Raw genomic sequence first — 20849 nt, forward strand, 5'->3', positions numbered from 1 at the left:
TTTTCAGCAGCCTGACGGATAGAAGCAAAAATATCTTCGTACATAAAAACCTCCATGATTAAGTAGTGTTTACAGTGACAACTACCCATCAGGAGGCGCGTTGGCATCATAATTCCGATTGCGGAAGACGCCGTTAAATGCTATTGTTTTCATAGGCAGTGGGGCTTTCCGTATTCAGTTGTTTTGTGTGGTAACTTAACAATACCGAATTACGAAAAGTACTTCCACTGTTTTTTAATTGTCAATAAAGTAAAACTGCGCCACAGCCCTGGCAGGCCATCGCGCAGCGATTTTGTTCAATCTCAATTTATTTTCGTCGCTTAGGACACTACAGTTACACATTCAGAAGCTTCTCAAGCTCATCCATTTCTTGGCTAATCTGCTTCTCGATTTCTCTGATATTTGCCATAATCTCTGATGTAGGCGGATACTCTACCGCTACATATTCAACTTCTTTGTACTTGTTGATAGAGAGATCATAATCATTATCAGCAATTTCCTTCTTAGAAACCATAAAGGACTTGTCCGTACGTTTTCTGTCTTTTTCAGCCTCAAGATTCTTAAAACGGCTGATAATATCAGGGATATCGTTATCCTTGATTTCAGTACGTTTATCATCAAGACTGAAGCCATCAGCAGTCATATCATAGAACCACACATCATCTGTTCCACCATGACCGGTCTTAGTAAAGATAAGTATTCCGGTAGATACTCCGGCATAAGGTTTAAATACACCGGAAGGCATGGAAATCACCGCTTCAAGTCACTGATTTTCTACGATTTCCTTTCTTATAGCCTTATGTGCATTGGAAGATCCAAAGAGCACTCCGTCAGGAACGATGCACGCGCATCTTCCGCCAATCTTAAGCATTCTTACAAACAATGCCAGGAACAAAAGCTCTGTCTTCTTGGTCTTACACACCTTCTGAAGGTCTGTTGATACGGTATCTGCAACAAGATTACCCTTAAATGGTGGATTTGCCAAAATAAGGGTATACATATCCTTATCCGGGTTCTGATCAGATAAGCTGTCACGATACTCGATAAACGGATTTTCTACTCCATGTGTCATCATATTCATAGCGCCAATGCGGAGCATGGTTCTGTCCATATCGTATCCATGGAACATGTCGTTCATGAAATGATTTCTGTTCTGTATATCAAGAAGTACTTCCTTCTTGTATTTTTCTCTTAAGTAGTCTCCGATGGTAACAAGGAATCCGGAAGTTCCGCAAGCTGGGTCGCAGATAAAGTCTGTAGGCTTCGGATCCATCATCTCTACCATCATACGGATGATGTGTCTCGGTGTTCTGAACTGGCCATTAACGCCGGACTGAGCAATCTTAGAAAGAAGGTACTCATATACATCACCACGGATGTCTGTCTGGTGTAGTTCTTCCATCATGGAATATATTTCATCCATAGCGTCAACAATCTTGGAGAGCATCAAAGGAGTGTTTACCTTAAAGCTTGCGTCATCCATGTATTTGCTATAGGCAGAGTTCTTGTCTCCGTGAAGATTCTTTATAAAAGGGAATACCCATTCCTGAACAACTGAATACATTCTCTGTGCCGGGAAGTCGTGGAAGGAAGACCACTTAAGCTGATTACCATCAATCTTACGGTCTCCGATCTCAACTTCATCTGCAAATATGCTCTTGTAAGAAAGCCCAAGCATGGCAGCTTCCTTTGCACGGAGGTTATCTGTATCATCCAGATCCTTTATAAACATGAGGTATGTCATCTGTTCAACAACATCAAGCGGATTGGTGATTCCTCCGTTCCAGAAAATCTCCCACAAACTATCAATTTTATTACCAAGCTCTCCGGTCATTGCTGTTCTCCTTTATTCCTTGTCTCTGTTCCAAACGTATTTTGTATATCTGCCGCCGCCAATCTTTATTATGCTTTCCGATGACAGAAGTTCTGACAGTGCCCTCTCAACAGTTATGCGGCTGATGTCGGGGCATTTCTCCATAATCTGTGACTTTGTGATCTCACCGTAAGTGTTCTTGATCAGTTCAGCCACACGCTCCGGCTTTGAAAGGCCATTGGTAACTAAAGTCTCTACTCTGTCAGAGAAATCTCTGTATGCGGCAACTATAACACCAAGCATATACTGTACAAACGGAACATAATTATTCTCTTCCTCATGCCAGTTAAGAGAGCTTTCCTGCAAGCACTCATAATATGATGTTTTAGTTTTTTCAATCAGATGTTCAATACTGATATACTTTCCCACGATGTATCCGGCTCTGTACAGCATCAGTAGTGTAAGCAATCTGCTCATTCTTCCGTTGCCGTCATTAAATGGATGGATACACAAGAAATCCAATATGAACATAGGTATCAGAAGAAGTGGATCTATTGTCCCGGTTCCGAGTGCTTTTTCAAATTCATTACAAAGATTCTCGATTGCCTCGGGCGTTTCCCAGGCTGGGATCGGTCTGAATCTTACAAACTTGTTGCCATGTTCGTCCTCTTCCTCAATGATATTATCCGCTGCTTTATACTTTCCTCCGATATCATACCCTTCAAATTTATATAAATCTCTGTGAAGCTGAAGGATCATATTCGGTCTTATTGAGATGTAATCATGACTCTCATGGATTGTAATAAGTACATCCCTGTATCCGGCAATCTCTCGCTCGTTTCTCGTCTTAGGTGTTGTCTTATCTTTTACAAGTGCTTTCAGTCTCGCATCGGAAGTATAGATACCTTCAATCTTGTTGGATGCTTCGGTACTCTGAATCTTCGCAATCTCAACAAGTTGCGTCAGCGAATCTGCCTTCGCTTTTATAAAAAGTGACTGCTCACCTTTATACTCATGGATCTGCGTAAGCAGTGCCACTATTTCCGGTGTCAGTAGTTTTTCCCATTTTTTACTGTAATCAAAATTTCTCATTTCAATATCCTCATTCAAACATCAATTCACTCATGAGTGGATATAATGATGCATTTAAATGATAACACTCATTATACTCATTGCCAATGTTAACTACATCATTTATATATAAATGATGTAGTTAAGTGAATGATGATGTAATTAAAAAATCCCTACAAGCCGCTTAAATTCACGGTTTGTAGGAATTTCGTGTGCTATTCCATCTCTATAATTCTGTGCAACTTTCTATAGTCTTGGATACATGCATGGAAAGCATGATTCCAAGACACAAAAATAACCGCCCATTGTCCTGCCAGACTGAGCGGTTATCTTTATAACTAATCATAAAACAGGGCTAACCGTCTACCGGTAGCACTATTTTCTCACAATTAGATATTAATCCATTTCCATCAATTCCAATTGTGCTACCTGATCACGCGCCACATAAATCACTGATGTAATCTGCACTCTATGATTATCTTCGTCTATCCAGAAATAGATATAGTAATTTTTTACACGCATCCGATGAATCCCCTCGCTTCTCCAAGGTTCTTCATCTGTTAATTTGATGCGTTCCGGCATTTCTGAAAGACTTCGTATTTCCTTTTTTAAAACTGTAAGGGTATTTTGAGCAGCCACAGGTGCAAGAAGCTCTTTTTCAATATATTTCTTTATTCCACGCAGATGTTCTCGAGCTTGTCTTGTAATCCTTATGGTATATGATTTCACACTTAACCCTCCAGTTCACCAAACACTTCATCGACATCAAAAGAATCATCTTCTTTCGCCTGTTGAAGTCCTGTCGCCATCATCCTATCAAACTGCGTTGTTGTCATTTCATCCCTTGCAGGAACACTTGTTGGGAGCGTGAGCGAAAATGGAATACCATTATGCGCAATGATCTGTCGATAATACATGTCAATAGCCACAGAGCGAGGAATTCCTAAACGATCAAGTATACTCTCTGCCTGCTGCTTTACATCCAGGTTCATTCTTGAATTTACATTCGCTGTTTTAACCGCCATATTCCATGCACCACCTTTCTGCATATTATTCATCTTCAGTATATACAAATGTGACGCACTTCGCAACACATCTCATAGCCTATGACGGCGATATTATCTCCACACTCGTAACAGTTCAGCCGACCTCTTGAGGGTCGGCTGAACTGTTACTATCTATGTCCTCACTTAAGCAATCATAAAAACTAAACGCTCTTCGTAGTTTCGTCCCATTCGGTCAATGCTTTTGATCACGAGGCAATCACCGGGTTTTAATTTCTTCAAGAGCTTCTTATATTGTGATCTTTCGAAGTTTTTCCCGGATTCCTTGTCTATGAATACATTCAATAATCTTGGATATATGCATGGAAAGCATGATTCCAAGACACAAAAATAACCGCCCTGAGCCTGAGAAACTCGAGCGGTTATTCTTAACCAATTAAAACTGTAGGGCTAACCGTCTACCGGTAGCACTTTTTCTTACAATTAGATATTAACATCCTTTGACTATTCCTTCAAACAAGGTTTTTTTTCAGGAAACAAAACTAACCTTTCGAAAATATCACACATTCGTCACGTATCCCTTTACCGCGCTGTAAGCGGCAGTCACAGGTGAAGCGAGGTAGATATTGACCTTATTGGTACCCATACGGCCTAAAAAGTTTCTGTTGTTGGTGGCAACTACGGTTTCACCGTCAGTAAGGATTCCTCCGGAGCGTCCACAGCAGAGGCCGCAGCCCGGATTCATGATGATGGCTCCGGCATCATTGAAGATCTTCATAAGTCCTTCCTGTACAGCCTTTATATAGATGGAACGGCTGGCCGGCGTGATGATGAGCTTCACATACGGTGCAACATGCTTTCCCTTCAGTATCTCAGCCGCGGCTCTCAGATCCTCGAGACGACCGTTGGTACATGAACCGATAAACACCTGATCGATCTTTATATCTTTAAGCTCCGAAATCGGCCTTATCTTGTCTACCTGAGAAGGGCATGCCGCTACCGGCACAAAGTCCTCTGCCTTATAGTTCAGAACCTGAACGTAGTCTCCGTCTCCCTCATCCTTGAAACATCCGTGAGCTTCATCACATGGCACTCCCGAAAACTCTGCGGTCTTCTCATCTGCATAGAAAAGTCCGCATTTAGCTCCGGCTTCTATAGTCATGTTAGCCATGGTGAGTCTCTCGGAAACGGACATCGCATCGAAGGTATCCCCGGCAAACTCCATGGACTTATATGTGGCTCCCGCTGCAGTGAGATCCCCTATGATAGTGAGTATCACATCCTTTGAAGTAACACCTTGCGGCAGCTTACCGTTGACATTGACTCTGATAGTCTCCGGCACCTTTATCCAAAGCTCTCCGGTTCCCAGAATCCCGGCCATCTCTGTGTATCCTATGCCTGTTGAAAATGCTCCCACTCCGCCATAGGTCACCGTATGTGAATCTGTTCCGAAAACCACATCTCCCGGTGTCGCATAACGAAGCTCCGGCATGAGCTGATGACATACACCGTCGGCTCTGTGTATATGCTCTATGCCCTGCTCTTTGGCAAATGCATCTCCGATCCTGAAATGTCTTGTGTCATCAACCTGACTCGCCGGTACCATATGGTCATAAATGATGACTACCTTCTCCGGATCCCAAACCTTCTTAAATCCCATTTCGTGAAACTTATCTGCCACAAAAGGAATGAATATATCGTGTATCATAACGCGGTCCGGCTTTACGAAGACGATGTCTCCGGCCTTAACATTATCATCATGAACATTTCTTCTGATGATCTTCTCAATAAGCGTCGCTCCCATCATTTTACCCCGTTTCTCTTCTTCATAGCGTTGACCAGTCCGCCCTCATTCAGGATATCCATGAGGTTGTCCGGCAGTGAACCGATCTTAAAAGCTTCCCCGTTAAGAACCAGTTCCCTGCCCGGCTCCACTGTAAGCTCGTCGCCCTCCTTGATCTTATCCTGTATATCACTGTTCTCTATGAGGAGCAGTCCGTTGTTGATGGAGTTTCTGTAGAAAATCCGTGCAAATGACTTCGCCACCACACATTTGACTCCCAGTGCCTTTATCACCTCCGGCGCCTGTTCTCTAGATGAACCGCACCCGAAGTTGCTGCCCGCAACTATGATATCCCCGGGCTTTATAAGCGAAGGAAGCTCCGGACGAAGAGGATAGAAACCATAAGGTCTCATATCTTCTATTGATTTTAATGCAAGATATTCTGTAGGAATGATGATGTCCGTATCGATATCATCCCCCAATACAAAGACTTTTCCTGTAAATGAAGCCATTCAAAACCTCCATTATATTTCTAATTGCTGTCATGATTCATAGATACTGCTTATACATCAGGTATTCAAAATCCTTCAAAAACACATCCTTAAATCAGCATTCTATAGAATTAATGTCATACCTTTATACTTCTCCTGGTCTTCTGCCCAAAAGTGTGATAGGTTCCTGAATCATCCCGTCAAAGCTTCAACTTTAATTTCATATCATATCTGCCTTTACGATCTTTCCTGCCACAGCCGATGCCGTTACAGTTGCCGCAGATCCAAGATATACAAAGGAATTCTTGTCTCCGGCTCTTCCCTTAAAGTTACGGGTTCCGGTGCTGATGAGAACCTCACCTTCACCGATGACGCCCTGACAGCTTCCCCAGCATACACTGCAGTTGGGATTAACCACGATGGCTCCGGCCTCCATAAAGGTCTCAATGATTCCCTCCGACATAGCCTGATCGTAGATATCGCGGCTGGCGGGCGAAACGAGGAATCTCACGCCCTCTGCCACTTTCTTTCCTTTTATGATGGAAGCACCAAGTCTCAGATCCTCGATACGTCCGTTATTGCAGGAGCCTAAGAAGGCTTCATTGATCTTAACATCCTCCACCTCTGACACGGGAGAAACATTATCCACAAAATGAGGCTTTGCAACCACCGGAACTATCTCCGAAAGGTCAATGTCATAGACCTTCTCAAATACAGCATCCTCATCACTTACGAAACCGTCTGCCGCCTCACGGCCATGCTCTTTAAGATATGCCTTGGCTATATCGTCAACCTCCATGAGCGCTGTCTTGGCTCCTGCCTCAACACAGAGATTGCAGATACAGATCCTGTCTGACATGGTGAGGTTCTTCATTCCCGGACCCGCAAACTCCATGGCCTTGTAGTTTGCACCATTGGCACCGATACGACCGATGATGGTAAGGATAAGATCCCTTGCGGTTGCACCGTTCTGAAGCGCCCCTGTAAGATTAAATCTCAAGGTCTCGGGACAGAGCACCCATGACTTTCCCGTAACCATAGCATAGAGATAATCCGTGCATCCTACACCGGTTCCGAAGGCTCCAAGCTCACCGTAGGAGCAGGTATGGCTGTCTGCACCGAATACAAGCTCCTTTGGATTTACATATTTCTCTATCATAAGCTCATGACAGATTCCATCGCCCTCATGGAAGGTAATGCCGTTTTCCTTCGCGAAATCACGCATTTTCTTCTGTGAAGCCGCTGTCTTCGGGCTGTCACAGGGAACATTGTGATCCACTATCCATACAAGCTTTGACTTGTCATAAATCTTTTTGTTCTTCAGCTTGTTGTACATATCTATGGTAAGATGAGTGGTTCCGTCATTACTCATGAGATGGTCCAGCTCCACCACATATATATTGCCCGCATGAGCCTCCGAAGCTTTTGCTGCTCTTGCGATTATCTTTTCAGCTATAGTCATTCCCATATCATCCCTCCAGTGATGCCAGAAGTCCGCCCTGATCCAGTATATTCTTCATATATGCAGGAACCCTGGTGCAGGCATATTTCTCTCCGTTAACGGAAACATAGCCCTCTTCCATATTGAGTTCCATTTCATCCCCACGTTCAACATGGTCATAAACCTCACTGCAAACTATTACCGGTACACCCAGATTTATGGAGTTACGATAGAAAATACGTGCAAATGACTTTGCCAGTACTGCTTTTATTCCACAGGCCTTAAGCACAGCCGGTGCCTGCTCTCTTGAGGATCCGCAGCCGAAATTCTCATCCGCAACTATAAAATCTCCAGGTTGCACCTCCTTAATAAAGTCTCCGTCAAGAGACTCAAAAGCATGTGTTTTCATCTCTTCGATTGTAGGATATAAAAGATACTGGGATGCAATGATCTGATCAGTATCTACATCCTTTCCGTATTTGAAAATTTTTCCCATACTGGTTTTTCTCCTCCTCATCTATAAATGCATATTTTTCGCCGTTTATCTCTGACATACTGATGCAGATCTGATCAGCTCCTATATATGATTGTTTACCGCGCATTCTTTTAAATCAACTATAACATCAGCCTTTCTATAATTCTAATATATGTTTTTGATGTGTATTATGCTTTTTAGTTATTTTCTTTCGTGGTTTTTTCTCCAAAGCATTGCAACAGTTCAGCCGGCAATGGTTCGCGAAGACCGTGGTCGGCTCTTTTCCCCACAATCCAGAGTTATTGGAACCACTGATTGACCTTAAAACTCAGAATTCAGAATATAAGTCAATGTAACCTGCCATTCAGTATGACCCAAATCCTGATTACCTGAAATTGAGTCAATGTAACCTGCTATTCAGTATGACCCAAATCCTGATTACCTGAAATTGAGTCATTATAACCTGCTATTCAGTATGACCCATATCCTGATTACCTGAAATTGAGTCATTATTACCTGCCATTCAGGATGACTCAAATGCTGGTAACCGGAATATGAGTCAATGTAATGCCTTGTTCACTGCGAAAATAAGGCATCCTGGCTGAACTGTTGCAAGCATCCAAAAGTTATATTAATATCTATCATAAATAATCTTGTGTTATGGCGTGAAGATATGTTATAGTACTCATAAATTTGATTTGCAAGAGGAATATCGACATCTCTTCAAAGATTCATTAGCTAGGATTGTAGACATATGCTCCCAAGGAAAGAAGGTACATCAGATGGATCAGAATTTATCAGGCTACAAAATATTCTACGAAGTTGCAACTTGCGGAAACATTTCCAAAGCAGCAAAGAAACTTTACATTTCACAGCCGGCAATTTCAAAGTCAATAGTCAAGCTTGAAGACGGATTGGATACCAAGTTATTTAACCGTAATTCAAGAGGTGTCACCTTAACCGAAGAAGGTCAGATCCTCTATAAATACATAAAGGATGCCTTTGATAATATCAATAACGCAGAAGTTGAGCTCAAGCGAATGAAGGAATTCAACATTGGACATATCCAGCTTGGCGTTTCCACAACTCTTTGCCGTTACATCCTTCTCCCCTATCTGCAGAGATTTATGGAGCAGTTTCCAAATATCCGTGTATCCATCAACACGCAGGCTACTGCCCAGACTCTTAATCTCATTGAGGCTAAAAAGATAGACGTAGGTCTTACAGCAGAGCCTAAGAGCAGACGTCCGGAAATCCGTTTTGTTAACTCCAGACAGATCCATGACGTATTTGTTGCAACTCCGGGATATATGGAGAATCTCAGATCCATCTGCGGACCTGACTTCAATGTATTTGAAGAAGCAAACCTTATGCTGTTGGATCAGAATAATATGACAAGACGCCATATCGATGACTACTTTAAGGCCATGAACATTGAGCCGGCTCAGATCCTCGAAGTAACTACTATGGATCTCCTTATCGAGTTTGCAAAAATCGGCATCGGTGTAAGCTGTGTTGTACGTGAATTTGTACAGAAGGAGCTTGATGAAGGTTCACTTGTGGAGATTCCTCTCCAGCTTCCGATTCCTTCCAGAAACATCGGATTTGTATTCAATTCAGGAAATACTTCAAAATCTCTGGATGCATTCCTTAGTATTCTGGATTAACGATCATTCACATAAAGCCATAGGATTCTTTCGAAAGGCTTTGAACAGGACTGTAAAATCCATAACACTTATATCATTTAATACAATCCAAAGACCATCGTTTCATAGACGATGGTCTTTTTCTATGGTAGAATCCTATACTAAGCGCTGTCAAAACTGATTACGCTAATGTTTCAAAAGCACCAATGAACACTAAGAATAACAGGTGCCGAAAGGAGTTAATATATATGGCAGAATTAGAAAAACAGACACCGGGATCCTGCAATTCAAACTGCAGTTCATGCGGATCGGATTGTCCTTCACGTAACGGTGGCACACCTGATTTTAAAGCAAAGCTTGCAGAAGGCTGCAGTGTAAAAAAAGTTATCGGAATAGTTTCCGGAAAAGGCGGAGTCGGCAAGTCAACCGTAACCTCTCTTCTTGCTTCCGGCACCAATAAGGACGGTTTTAAAACCGCAATACTTGATGCGGACATTACCGGCCCCTCTATTCCGAAAGCCTTCGGATTATCAAATGACGGAGTAGGCATGACCATAGACGGAAAGCTTATGATTCCTGACAAGTCAGCAAACGGAATCGAGATCATCTCCGCTAACCTTCTTCTTGAAAACGAAACCGATCCCATCATCTGGAGAGGTTCTCTTATCGCTCAGGCTGTTAAACAGTTCTGGTCTGAAGTCAACTGGAAGGATATCGAGTTCATGTTCGTAGATATGCCGCCCGGAACAGGTGATGTACCTCTTACAGTATTCCAGTCTCTTCCTATTGACGGAATCATCATTGTAACATCTCCTCAGGAGCTTGTATCCATGATCGTTACAAAGGCAGTTAATATGGCTGCAAAGATGAATGTTCCTATCATAGGTCTCATCGAGAATATGTCCTACTTAAAGTGCCCTCACTGCGGCGAAGAAATACACGTTTTCGGTGAGAGCCATATAGATGAAGTTGCTGCAGAGCATGGTCTCAAAGTTCTCGCAAAGCTTCCTATGGATCCAAAGAATTCAGCATATATGGATGCCGGTGCTGTTGAGGCCATCGACCTTCCTGAAATGAAAGAAGCAATAAAAGCAATAGAATCACTGTAAACCGGCAGGAAAACTGACTGGTTTCTAAGAGCCATTGGAGACGGTTCTCTCCGGCGAGAACCGTCTCCAATGGCTCTTGAAAAAATAGAACGCGGTCGGGAGTCTCCTCCCGACCGCGCTTTTGCAAATCAGACAGCCGCACCCCTTACAAAGTGTCAGTCATCTGCTCACTAACCAATATTCATTTTAAAAAAACTTCAGTCTAATCTATCTATAACATCAGAATCATCTGACCAGCTCTCTCAAAATACTCTATCCTCACTATTAAACTCTGTTCCTTCGCCCAACCCCGAAGAAATAGCATTTATAATTGCTTCCAGAGCCTCTTCCTCGTCAGGTCCTTCACACTCTACTCTTAAGTGTGCACCCTGCTTAACTCCTGCAGCCATTACGTTAAGAACAGATTTGGCAACTATCTTGCGATCGCCATTGTATAAGTAGATATTACTCTTATACTTTATACTGGTTTGTGTCAAAACTCCTGCAGGTCTAAGATGTAATCCTGACTCATTAACTACGGTTACTTCTCCTGATACCATTTGTAATCCTCTTCCTAAAAATTATTATTTCGGGTAAAAGAAATAAATTTAACGGGTTGATTATAACTCTATTTATCTCTAAACGCCATACGTTCTTCCCGTTCTTTTTCGCTGGCAGCTTTGGAAAATTCACAGCCGCAGAAATCCTGCCTGTATAGATCATACTCCCGGGACAGTTCGATGGACTTTTGATATCCACCATTTTTTTTGAAATCCGAAGGAAGAAATGCTTCTCCATGGTTTGTTCCCACCTCTTCACCAATCCTGTTAAGGATCTCCGCTGATTTCATCGGAGAAATAGTAAGGGTTGTACAGAAATAATCATAGGGAATTTCACCGGATTCATTACCGGACTCGGCACCATCTCTTACGGCATCCATATATGCTGCGGTTTTCTCCAGTCTCTGACGATAACACAGGTGGCATCTCTCTCCGCGTTCCGGATCTTTTTCGTGTCCCCGGGCGATTTCCAGGAATTCCTTATGATCATACTCAGGAACCACCACGGAAACTTTTCCCAGCATAGTTCCGTCTTCATCAGTCCTTTCCATGTCTATCCCCATCTCATGTGTGAGTCTTTTTAGCTCAGATACTCTGTGTTCGAACTCCGTTTTTGTAGAAATATTGGGATTATAGTAAAAAAGGGTAATGTCAAAATATTTGCACATATGATCCAGAACAGCGCTGGAACAAGGCGCACAGCAGCTATGAAGGAGCAGTCTTGGCCTTCTCCCCTTTTTTTCAGGATCCTTCTGCCATGACTCAATGATCTTGTCCAAAAGCATTTTATAGTTTTTAGTATTGGGTTCCGGCTTTATATACTCCATCATTTTCCTTTCACAACTCATGTTTATTCGGATTTATTCACCATGCGAAAAAGATAGCCGGCATTAAAGCCGGCTACCTGTCTTTAACAATCAAATCATTTATCACTGAAGGAAATCTCTGATCCGCTTTGAACGGACAGGATTCCTGAGTTTACGAAGAGCCTTCGCCTCGATCTGACGGATACGTTCACGGGTAACATTGAACTCCTTGCCTACCTCTTCGAGAGTTCTCGGATGGCCGTCCTCAAGTCCGAATCTGAGGACTATAACCTGACGTTCACGTTCTTTGAGGTCCTCGAGAAGTGAATCGATATGCTCTCTCAGCATTACGGATTCAACATTTCCCTCAGGAGATACGATATTGGAATCTGCAACAAAATCTCCGAGATTTGAGTCATCCTCTTCACCAATAGGTGTCTCAAGAGAAGCTGGTTCTCTAGCGATCTGCATGATTTCCTGAACCTTCTCCTCGGTCATATCAAGATGCTCTGCAAGCTCCTTAACACTTGGCTCGTATCCAAGCTCCAGTGTAAGTTTACGCTGCATCTTTGACATCTTGTTTATTGTCTCTACCATGTGAACCGGCACACGGATAGTTCTGGCCTGATCTGCTAAAGCTCTGGTTACAGACTGTCTGATCCACCAGGTTGCATATGTAGACAATTTAAAACCTTTTTCCGGATCAAACTTCTCAACACCCTTTATAAGTCCCAGGTTTCCTTCCTGAACCAGATCCAGGAAGCTCATGCCTCTGCCTGTATATCTCTTTGCAATGGATACCACCAGACGAAGGTTTGCCTCGATAAGACGCTGCTTTGCATCCTCATCTCCGTTAGCCTTACGCGTAGCAAGACTATACTCTTCCTCAGCCGTAAGAAGCGGAACTGTTCCGATTTCCTTGAGATACATACGTACAGGATCTTCAGTACCTATACCTTCAAGCAGATTGACAGCATCCAGATCTACATTTTCCTCTTCTTCTTTTTCAAGCTCATCATCTATGGGTTCGATATCATCATCTGCATCACCGAGAAGAACTCCTGTTTCCATTCCCTTCAAAACAGATTCATCAACGATTGGATTGATCTCGATGCCACGGTTTTCTATGAGACGACCGATATTCTCCATCTGTTCCTCAGTTATATCATCTGATGCGAACATCTCATTTATGTCGGACTGATCGATTGAGTTTTTATTGCTCTTGCCCTTTTTACACAGCAGCTCTATCTTTTTTACAAGTTCCTCTTTGCTAAGCTCCTTCTTGTCAGAAGCCTTTGAAGCATTTTCACCAACACCCTTTTTATTAGCCATCTTTACTCCTTTTTATGGTTTAAACATCCGAAAATCCTTTGATCATTATTCTGTTTAAAACCAAATAGATACTGCCGAAATGATTCCTATTCCAAAAATGATCATTCCCGCAACAATCTGAAGCGAACCACGAAAACGCTGCTTCTTGTCATGTTCGGTATCATATCTTGAAACTACCGTAACTCCGCAAATTATCTTAAGTGCGGCCGCAGCAAAAAATATCAAAGGAAACAATACCATATTATCGACAGGATTTGTGAAAGCCATAACTGACATAACAACGATCACTATCCCAAGAACGATATGTATGAGATCGATATTCTTTGCAGTACCTCTTGATACAGTATTTATTTTTGCCATCTGCACCTCTTACTTTCCGCCAAGTGTAGTGTAAATAACTGCTTTGATAGTATGCATACGGTTTTCTGCCTCGTCAAAAACCACGCTGTGGTCTGACTCAAAGACTTCGTTTGTCACTTCCATTTCCTTAAGACCGTATTTCTCATAAATATCCTTACCGATCTTTGTATTTGTATCATGGAACGATGGCAGACAATGAAGGAATACAGCATCTTTCTTTGCATAGGAAAATGCCTTTGCATTAACCTGATATGGACTGAGATCATGTATTCTCTTTTCCCAAACTTCATCCGGCTCGCCCATGGATACCCATACGTCCGTGCATATAACATCAGCATCTGTACATGCCGTTTTAACGTCTTCTGTGAACTCAAGCACTGCCCCGTTCTTTGATGCTATCTCTCTGCAGGTCTCTATAAGTTCCTTGTTAGGCCAGTACTCCTCGGGAGCACAGGCTACGAAATGCATTCCAAGCTTTGCACAGGTTACCATATAGGAATCTCCCATATTGTATCTGGCATCACCCATATAAACCAGCTTCAATCCCTTGAGCTCTCCTTTGTGCTCACGTATGGTGAGCATATCCGCAAGCATCTGAGTCGGGTGGAATTCATTGGTAAGTCCGTTCCAAACCGGAACATCACTGTACTTTGCAAGTTCCTCCACGATACTCTGATCAAAGCCACGGTACTCGATTCCATCATACATTCTTGACAGAACTCTGGCTGTATCTGCAATAGATTCCTTTTTTCCTATCTGTGAACCGGTGGGGCCCAGATAAGTAGATCCCATTCCGAGATCTGAAGCCGCAACTTCAAAGGAACATCTGGTTCTGGTGGAATCCTTCTCAAAGATCAATGCAATGTTCTTTCCCTCAAATCTTGTCTTATGCATCGGCTGTCCGTTTACCGGACCTGCCTTTTTTTCAGCTTTTAAACGCGCTGCAATATCGAGAAGATAATTTATCTCCTCCGGTGAATAGTCAAGAAGCTTTAGAAAATCTCTTCCGGTTAAATCTGCCATAATATCCTCCCCTTTCTACACTGTCATCTGTTCATGCGCTGCCTTACCGTTTCATACATCAGTACAGTTGCTGCAACAGCTGCATTTAATGACTCGGTTTTTCCCATCATCGGAATACGCATATATGCATCCGACAGTGATGCGATCTCTTCACTGAGACCATTGCCTTCGTTTCCTATCATGAACGCAACAGGTTTACTGTAATCGAATTCCCAGTGGTTTTTCTCGCCCTTAAGGTGTGCAGCATAAACAGCTATGCCTTTAGCCTTCATTTTAAGTATTTCGGCGGAAAGGTCCTCACATATAATGAAAGGCATCCTGAACATTGCCCCCATTGTAGCTCTGACAACCTTGGGTGAATAAATATCGACACAGTTCCGATTCATGATTATTCCTTTTACTCCCGCAGCCTCAGCTGTTCTGAATATGGTTCCCATGTTTCCGGGATCCTGCAGGGTATCAAGGATGATAAAGAAATCTCCGGATAAAGATTTGTAATGTTTCTGTTTTACGATAGCAAGTATGCCCTGACTTGTTTTTGTGTCCGACATGAATTCCATGATCTGCTTTGACACCTGATATACAGCGATATCTCCTCCGGCTCTTGTGTACGTACTTTTAACTTTATCCCGCACTAAACCCTCTGGCATTCGTCCATGATAATCCGGAGTGACAAATATACGAACTATGGAATCTGCAGGGATCTCACTGCAAAGCCTCTCGCCTTCGGCTACAAAGAGACCTGTTTCCCGTCTCAGCTTTGCCTTCTTTTCAAGTTCCCTAACCTCTTTTACCAGTTTATTACCGGTAGATATGATCTTCTCCAATGATTCCCCTATCTGCCCACTCGATGAATGACTTATGCCATATTTAAAAGAAAAAGTCTAAATGGTGTGCACTATAAATATTGCTCACCATTTAGACTTTTTCAACTGTTTTATAAAAATAATATTATTTCCTGACCGGATCAGATATCTACCTGCTGACGTCTGATAAGTTCTGAAAAAAGTCCTCCTTTTTCCATAAGCTCTTCATACTTGCCGTCTTCAACTATCTGCCCGCCGTCAAGCACTATTATTCTATTGCATTTTTTTATCGTACTTAACCTGTGAGCGATCACAATACGGGTACACTTAAGCACTGAAAGTGACTCTGCTATCTGATCCTGGGAAATATTATCCAGAGCACTGGTTGCCTCATCAAACATAAGAATCTTAGGCTTGCATGCTATAGCCTGCGCTATCATCAGTCTCTGTCTCTGACCACCTGATATGGTGCCGCCGCTCTCGGAGATCATGGTCTGCATTCCCAGCGGCATAGCCCTGATATCATCTGCTATATCAGCCATTTCTGCCGCCTTCCAGGCTTCCTTCATGGTAAGTCCCGGACAGGCGATGGAAATATTGGAAAAAATCGTACCTGCGAAAAGATGTGCATTCTGAAGCACAACTCCGATATTTCTGCGCAGTCTCTTTAAGTCAATGGAGTCCAGATCTCTTCCGTCATAATAGATTCCGCCCTCAGTGGGAGTCTCGAATCCGAGAAGAAGACGCATAAGGGTGCTCTTGCCGCATCCCGTATGTCCGACTATGGCCACATACTGTCCAGGCTGTATCTTTAAATTAATGCCCTTAAGAACCATGGGGCCTTCTTCGGAGTATCTGAAGCTTACGTTACTAAGCTCTATTCCGCCTGTCATACGTGGAATAGGCTTTTTACTTTCTCCTACTTCAGGAACAGCTTCAAGAATAGGCATCAGCTCTCTGGACAAAGGCTTGATCATACAAATCTCTCCCTCAACGGAGATCAAAGCAGAAAAGGCCGCCTGGAACAATGTAAACGCCGAAGAAAATGCCATAAAATCAGCTTCGCTCAGATTCTTTTCCACTGCAATCACACAAAGCACCACTGTACCCGCAAGAACGATAAACTCTTCAAGAACTACGGGAAGAGTTGTTATGGTGGGAGCATTGTAATTACAGTCAGACTCCTCTTTGAAAAGCTTCGCCCACTTGGCAAATGCCCTTTTCTCGGCACCTGCAAGCTTTATTTTCTGTATTCCCGAAAAAAGCTGATAGGTAAGTCCGTTTATCTTGGACTTGACCTCCAGAAGAGTAAAATTCCAGTCCTGCTGTATCCAGGCGATGACAACAAAGAAAAAAATCTGTATGGCAACTATGGCCATAGTAACAGGAAAAAGCTGAGGCACCATTATCATAATTTCAATAAGATATGCAACGGCAAGAACAGCCCCGACTATGGCAGCAAGAGCAATGTTTGTGGCCTTTTCAACAATCTCCTTTCCTGCCATGATTCTTCTCTGCATCTCTCCGGAATTATGATCCTCAAAAAAATGTACCGGAAGGTTCAGCACTCTTCCCATGATCCCACCCTCGGAAGCAATTTCAGCTTTTCTCTGAATGGTACGAAGGGACAGATTCTTACTCAGTTTTATCAGCATTGTCGCAACAAGAATGCCTAAATAATTGGCCGCTATGACCATAAGAGCCCTTCCGTTTTTCATAGGGATTATGGTATTGAATATATATTGGGTAAATATCGGCGTCACCAGCCCCATCAGGCTGACCATCATACTGAGAAGAATAAAATAAATGATCCTGTAAATTCTTATCTCCGTCACTATGTACCTGAAATAATCCATGAGGTTCATCTTCTTTATAGGCATGGGCCTGTAGAAAACGAGAGCCTCCCCTGTGAAGATATCCACATTATCTTTACGGGCTTTGATATATTTTCCGCTTTTATAATCATACCACTGGTATCCTCCGAAATTCTTCGGAAGAAGTGCCATGGCTTCCCCGGTTTTGGTATAAGCCAGTATCGGATTGGCGTCATGAATCCACCATCCCTTTTTAAGCTTGACATGTCTTTTCATGATACCGGTTGGACTGAGCATAAAATTCATACGGTCTTCAAAGGAGTCCAGAATGCTTGGCGGATCTTCATATCTTACACCGTAGTATATGAGAATTTCCTTCAGGGCATCATCCCTTGTTCCCTTACTCTGGAAGTAAACTTCTTCTCCCATGACCGCCGCACGGAGTTCACCCAGAGCCCGTTCCATGGCATCATTATCATTTTTTCTTCTGGTTTTTATCTGATTATCAAGAAGTCCCATTACTTACTCCATCATAATAAGCTGGCGATACAAGCCATCCCTCTCCATAAGTTCATCATGTGTTCCTCTGTCAACGATCTTGCCCTTATCCATAACGATGATTTCGTCACACTCACGGATGGTAGAGAGACGATGGGCAATAACTATTATGGAAATGCCTCGTTCCCTGATGGACTCCATGACCTTATATTCGGTCTCCGCATCAAGTGCGCTGGTGGCTTCATCAAGTATAAGTATGGACGGATCCTCCGCAAGGACTCTTGCGATTTCTATACGCTGTCTCTGTCCTCCGGAAAAGTTCTTTCCGTTCTCCCGGATCATACCATGATAACCACCTTCTCTTGAAATGATCTCATCATGGATATGGGCGTCTCTTGCTGCAAGGATAATGTCAAAGTCCTCTATGGATTTGTCCCAAAGAGAAATATTTTCAGATATCTCATCCTCAAAAAGAACTATATCCTGATCCACAACTGACAATGAACTTGTGAATATATCCCTCGGAATATTATCTATAGGTGTTCCGTCATAAAGAATTTCGCCTGACCAGGGTTTATAAAGCCCTGACAGAAGCTTCGCCATGGTGCTCTTTCCACAGCCTGAATATCCAACGAATGCAACACTGCCGCCTGCAGGAACCTTCAGGGAGAAATCCTCTATAAAAGGAGCCGACAGTTTACTGTATCCAAAAGTCACATTCTTAAACTCAATTTCTCCGCTTAACTTTTCAGGATTCTCATTTTGGAACAGTCTTTCCACTATATGATCCCTTTTTAAGTCTCTCTCCTCATCATCCGGATTTTCATCCTGATCTTCATCCGACTCTGAATCCGTTTTTGATTTAGTTAAAATGATTCCGGCGTTTTCCATCTCCTCGTCAAAAGTTTCCGGAACATCCGCCTTATATCTCATTACATCTTCTACTCTGTTGATGGCATTGACCAGCTCCTGGAACTGTTGTCCCACTGAAATCAGACTCTGTAGCGGGGTGGAAACATTACCGAGAAAGCCCTGGATGGCAAGAAGCATACCTACCGTAATCTCGCCCTTTAATATAAACCAGGCACCGGCTGTAACAACCGCCCAGTTTGCGAGATCCTTCAGGAATCCCAGATATACTTCCAGACGGGCACCACGGGTGGTATTGCCATAATTCAGAAAATTGGCCTGAAGACCTGCCCATCTTTCAAAATATTCATCCTCTACTCCCGAGGCTTTTATGGTTTCTATCATCTCGACCCCGGCGATGGTTGCATTATCCATGCGGCCCTTATACTGAAGCTGGGCACGGTTCCTGTTTATATCCACAGAAGTAGCTCTCTGGGTAAGTACAAGGTTCATAAAAAGTACCATAACCCCCAGAAAGGTAAGTGTTACCGAATAATGAAGCATTGCTGCCACAAAGAAGATAGTAAAGCATACTTCGATCAGTATCGGAGCAAGACTTTTAATGAGAAGTCTTGCGATATTCTGGTTACTTTCCTGTCTCTGAACAACATCTCCCACATAACGCTGCTTGAAAAACTCTACCGGAAGATGGAGTACGTGCCACATAAACCTCATGCCGGCGTTAACGCCAAGCTTTGCCTCTACCTGCAGACCATATACAGCTTCCACAATGGAAGCAATTCCGATGAATCCGGCCATCAATCCCATGAATCCGATAACTGTGACAAACCATTCCTCGTTTGAACCCGTCAGAATATAATCAAGATATACTCTGTTCAAAAACGGACTTATGAGACCGCCAAGTCCCACCAGAATCGAAAAAAGTACAGCAGCCAAAAATGTATTTTGGGAGTTTTTCAGTCTGCTGCTTACAAAATTGATAACCGTATCGGGATGACCTTCCTTTTTAAATTCAGGTCCCGGTTCAAGCTTCAATACAACTCCGGTGTAGGATACATCAAACTCTTCCATGGAAACATAAACCTTTCCCATGGCCGGGTCTATGATTTCAACCTTATCCCCGTCAAATCCGCAAAAAACCACAAAATGACTGAAATTCCAATGAAGTATCAGGGGAACAGATACATTTTTGAGCGCATCAACAGAAGCCCGGTAGCCACCTCCCACCAGACCGTAATTTCGTGCAGCCAAAACCAGGTTCAGAGCATTACTTCCATCTCTGTTTATGGCACAATCCTGACGAACCTGCTCAAGAGAAACCCATTTCCCGTAGTATCCCAATATCATATTGAGACAGGCAGCACCGCACTCTGTATTTTCCATCATCATAACTACAGGAATATTTTTGATCCTACTCATATGCCTCCCATAAGTCAGTCAAACAGTATTTTATATGGCGGTCTCTCTTCCACCACAACCTTTGCCTTTAGCTCGGCATTGATGGCAAGCTTATCTTTATCTTCATCCTCAACTGTTACGATAACAGAGCTAACCCAATCGGTGTCTTTCAGGTTATTTTCAAGCAGCCATGGAGCATTAACAGCTTCTCCGGCATTGTAATAAGACACGCTCATGCCAACAAGATCAACTGTTCCGATAATGCTGTTTTTCTCATCACTTACTATGACCTTCATTCCGGGTTCCACACGATGAGCTTCCTGGGAAGACACAAAGCAGGTTATACCCTTTGGGGTTCTGATGCCGATGGCAGATACTGTTTCGGGAACGCTGCCAAAGATTCCCCACAGGATAGCAGCACCTATAGTTATAAATAATGCCACTATCAAAGCCCATGTATTGGGTCCCGGTATATCCAGGAACTGATCGAGCTTCTCAGGGGAATTGATATGCTCATAACTTTTCTTTCTAAAGAGCTGTTTTTTATCCATATTTTTTACCAAGCGCCTC

General features: G+C 42.9%; 18 protein-coding genes and 2 pseudogenes. 2 read left to right on the plus strand and 18 right to left on the minus strand.

The genetic code is table 11. The features are described 5' to 3' along the window. Window positions 1-334 precede the first annotated feature (334 nt). The 9 genes and pseudogenes from T357_RS19235 to T357_RS0110805 all read right to left on the minus strand — a co-directional run bounded on the left by T357_RS19235 (window position 335) and on the right by T357_RS0110805 (window position 8099). A pseudogene (locus T357_RS19235) lies at window positions 335-1834 on the minus strand (N-6 DNA methylase). 12 nt (window positions 1835-1846) lie between these two features. Next, on the minus strand, window positions 1847-2905 hold the full coding sequence (locus T357_RS0110775; RefSeq protein ID WP_031552247.1) for a Fic family protein: 1059 nt from the start codon (window positions 2903-2905) through the stop codon (window positions 1847-1849). Between the two features lie 375 nt (window positions 2906-3280). After that, a complete protein-coding gene (locus T357_RS0110780) occupies window positions 3281-3613 on the minus strand; it encodes a type II toxin-antitoxin system RelE/ParE family toxin (RefSeq protein WP_031552250.1) in 333 nt (110 codons plus the stop codon). Window positions 3614-3615: 2 nt separating this feature from the next. Beyond that, a complete protein-coding gene (locus T357_RS0110785; protein WP_242840096.1) occupies window positions 3616-3933 on the minus strand; it encodes a type II toxin-antitoxin system RelB/DinJ family antitoxin in 318 nt (105 codons plus the stop codon). Between the two features lie 165 nt (window positions 3934-4098). After that, window positions 4099-4230 (minus strand): annotated as a pseudogene (locus T357_RS21745) (recombinase family protein); the annotation flags it as partial. Window positions 4231-4447: 217 nt separating this feature from the next. Further along, on the minus strand, window positions 4448-5692 hold the full coding sequence (locus T357_RS0110790) for a 3-isopropylmalate dehydratase large subunit (RefSeq protein ID WP_031552256.1): 1245 nt from the start codon (window positions 5690-5692) through the stop codon (window positions 4448-4450). Beyond that, window positions 5692-6183, minus strand: a complete 492-nt coding sequence (locus T357_RS0110795; protein WP_031552258.1) for a LeuD/DmdB family oxidoreductase small subunit — start codon at window positions 6181-6183, stop codon at window positions 5692-5694. Before T357_RS0110795 ends, T357_RS0110790 begins: the two co-directional genes overlap by 1 nt. Window positions 6184-6382: 199 nt before the next feature. After that, window positions 6383-7630 carry a 3-isopropylmalate dehydratase large subunit gene (locus T357_RS0110800; protein ID WP_031552261.1) on the minus strand — a complete coding sequence of 416 codons (1248 nt, stop codon included), beginning with the start codon at window positions 7628-7630 and terminating at the stop codon, window positions 6383-6385. A 1-nt stretch (window position 7631) separates the two neighbouring features. Continuing rightward, window positions 7632-8099, minus strand: coding sequence for a LeuD/DmdB family oxidoreductase small subunit (locus T357_RS0110805; protein WP_031552264.1), 468 nt, complete (start codon window positions 8097-8099; stop codon window positions 7632-7634). Between the two features lie 761 nt (window positions 8100-8860). On the opposite strand from T357_RS0110805, the gene T357_RS0110810 reads away from it, so the two are divergent. Together T357_RS0110810 and T357_RS0110815 are read left to right on the plus strand one after the other, a co-directional pair. After that, window positions 8861-9745, plus strand: a complete 885-nt coding sequence (locus tag T357_RS0110810) for a LysR family transcriptional regulator (protein WP_031552267.1) — start codon at window positions 8861-8863, stop codon at window positions 9743-9745. A 227-nt stretch (window positions 9746-9972) separates the two neighbouring features. Then, on the plus strand, window positions 9973-10833 hold the full coding sequence (locus tag T357_RS0110815; protein WP_031552270.1) for an Mrp/NBP35 family ATP-binding protein: 861 nt from the start codon (window positions 9973-9975) through the stop codon (window positions 10831-10833). A 242-nt stretch (window positions 10834-11075) separates the two neighbouring features. Here the strand turns inward: T357_RS0110815 and T357_RS0110820 are convergent, their stop codons facing one another. The 9 genes from T357_RS0110820 to T357_RS0110860 all read right to left on the minus strand — a co-directional run bounded on the left by T357_RS0110820 (window position 11076) and on the right by T357_RS0110860 (window position 20830). Continuing rightward, a complete protein-coding gene (locus T357_RS0110820; RefSeq protein ID WP_031552274.1) occupies window positions 11076-11372 on the minus strand; it encodes an HPr family phosphocarrier protein in 297 nt (98 codons plus the stop codon). Between the two features lie 68 nt (window positions 11373-11440). After that, window positions 11441-12202: an epoxyqueuosine reductase QueH gene (locus T357_RS0110825; RefSeq protein WP_242840097.1), complete on the minus strand. Its 762-nt coding sequence runs from the start codon at window positions 12200-12202 to the stop codon at window positions 11441-11443. 99 nt (window positions 12203-12301) lie between these two features. Beyond that, entirely contained in the window at window positions 12302-13510 is a 1209-nt protein-coding gene (gene rpoD / locus T357_RS0110830) for an RNA polymerase sigma factor RpoD (RefSeq protein ID WP_044916772.1), read from the minus strand. Between the two features lie 54 nt (window positions 13511-13564). Next, window positions 13565-13870 carry a DUF6637 family protein gene (locus tag T357_RS0110835; protein WP_044916774.1) on the minus strand — a complete coding sequence of 102 codons (306 nt, stop codon included), beginning with the start codon at window positions 13868-13870 and terminating at the stop codon, window positions 13565-13567. A 9-nt stretch (window positions 13871-13879) separates the two neighbouring features. After that, a complete protein-coding gene (gene argF, locus T357_RS0110840) occupies window positions 13880-14893 on the minus strand; it encodes an ornithine carbamoyltransferase (protein WP_031552285.1) in 1014 nt (337 codons plus the stop codon). A gap of 23 nt (window positions 14894-14916) precedes the next feature. Then, window positions 14917-15720: a TrmH family RNA methyltransferase gene (locus T357_RS0110845; RefSeq protein WP_031552287.1), complete on the minus strand. Its 804-nt coding sequence runs from the start codon at window positions 15718-15720 to the stop codon at window positions 14917-14919. Window positions 15721-15860: 140 nt separating this feature from the next. Beyond that, window positions 15861-18032, minus strand: a complete 2172-nt coding sequence (locus tag T357_RS0110850; protein ID WP_031552289.1) for an ATP-binding cassette domain-containing protein — start codon at window positions 18030-18032, stop codon at window positions 15861-15863. A gap of 3 nt (window positions 18033-18035) precedes the next feature. Then, window positions 18036-20300, minus strand: a complete 2265-nt coding sequence (locus tag T357_RS0110855) for an NHLP family bacteriocin export ABC transporter peptidase/permease/ATPase subunit (protein ID WP_031552291.1) — start codon at window positions 20298-20300, stop codon at window positions 18036-18038. Window positions 20301-20314: 14 nt separating this feature from the next. Continuing rightward, entirely contained in the window at window positions 20315-20830 is a 516-nt protein-coding gene (locus T357_RS0110860; RefSeq protein WP_031552294.1) for a hypothetical protein, read from the minus strand. Window positions 20831-20849 lie beyond the last annotated feature (19 nt).

The organism is Oribacterium sp. FC2011 (assembly GCF_000701645.1).
In the GTDB taxonomy this organism is placed as follows: Bacteria; Bacillota; Clostridia; order Lachnospirales; family Lachnospiraceae; genus Oribacterium.